The 1413-nt window shown below is 44.2% G+C and carries 1 protein-coding gene and 1 pseudogene; one reads left to right on the top strand and one right to left on the bottom strand.

Going from position 1 to position 1413, the window contains the following annotated elements; all coding sequences use genetic code 11:
- Positions 1–40 precede the first annotated feature (40 nt).
- Positions 41–1228 (top strand): P-loop ATPase, Sll1717 family, encoded by a 1188-nt coding sequence (locus tag F8S09_RS17475; RefSeq protein ID WP_407643671.1) that lies wholly within the window; start codon positions 41–43, stop codon positions 1226–1228.
- Between the two features lie 62 nt (positions 1229–1290).
- On the opposite strand, the pseudogene F8S09_RS17480 reads toward F8S09_RS17475, so the two are convergent.
- Positions 1291–1413 (bottom strand): annotated as a pseudogene (locus F8S09_RS17480) (IS4 family transposase); the annotation flags it as partial.

A 1413-nucleotide genomic window follows, 5' to 3' on the forward strand; every position in this document is an offset into this window, starting at 1 on the left:
GGTGGAGCTGACGAATGACCGCACGACGCCCTAAACTGTGGTGGAGACGGTATCTAGCCATACCGTCTCCATTTTTTCGCGTCTCCACGCTGCCCGAAGCCGTGTCACTCAAGCCCTAAACGGCGTAGAAAGAGATTTAAAAGAGAGTATGTCCGCTTCGGTAAAGGAAAAGGTATCTGGGTCGGGATTTGATTTATCTCGCTCTAATGGAGAAAAGCTTACTGTAGAGGAGAAAGCCGACGTAGTAAAAAGAGGCCAGGAGGTAGTTAACTCGGTCCAAATACAAAGAATGAGCGAAGTCATTGCGCTTTTAGATCAAGACATCCTTACGGATGAGCAAAAAATATATTATATTACCATTGATAGGTTAGACGAAGATTGGATAGAGGATAAGCTACGATATCAGATGCTTCAGGCTTTTCTTGAAACTGTCAGAGATATAAACAATAGAATTAGACATGTCAAAGTCATCCTCGCCCTCAGGGACGATTTAGTTGTTAGAACATTCAGAATGACGCGGAACCCGGGCTATCAAAGTGAAAAGTATAAAGCTCTCTATTTAAACATCACATGGAGCAGGGACGAATTAGAAAAAATGTTAGATCTTAGAATAAGCGCTATGATTAAAAGGCAGTTCACCAGTGAGCCGCTTACTTTACGAGAAATCCTGCCCGAATCTACGTCGAAACTTGATTACGTCAAATATTTCCTTGATAGAACTTTATTAAGGCCAAGAGATGCAATAATGTTTTTTAATGAGTGCATCAAAAAATCAGAGGGACGGAGAAGGATAAGTAGAGAGGCTTTGGTGGATGCAGAAATCATTTATTCTAACAACCGTCTAGACGCACTTTCTGATGAATGGGTCTCCGATTACCCGAATTTGCGGGACTACGCAATGATCTTGCAGCAAATGCCAAAAAACTTTAAGATATTTGAAGTGAAGGAAAAAATAGATGAGAGATGCGTCGCAGTATTTGCTAGAAAGAAGCACACTTCTGACGACCTCCTGCACAATTTGGCGGTGGACAAATATGCCGCAAATGAATACGATCTAGCCTATGATCTGATATCAGTTCTTTTCAAAACCGGAGTGGTAGGTTTAAAGCGATATTCAGGACAGAGCGTAAAATGGTCTTTCCTTGGAGAGGAAATACCCGATAGCGATATAAGCGACGACACCTATGTTGAAGTTCACCCCGCCTTTTACAAGGCCCTGGGATTATAGAACGCCATTCTTAGTAAGTACCGCCGCCGACCTCATATCCTAAGTGCATAGGATACGCCTCTCTAGGGGTCAAAAGCGGCGAGGAAGTCTGGGAAGGCTCGTCCAGCGCCATGTTGAGGCTTGCTGAGCACGGCACGAAGGGTATCCAGGCCACGCCTGAAGAGGCTTTTTGGCGGGTAGCCGTG

It is taken from the genome of Deinococcus terrestris (assembly GCF_009377345.1).
Taxonomy (GTDB): Bacteria; Deinococcota; Deinococci; order Deinococcales; family Deinococcaceae; genus Deinococcus; species Deinococcus terrestris.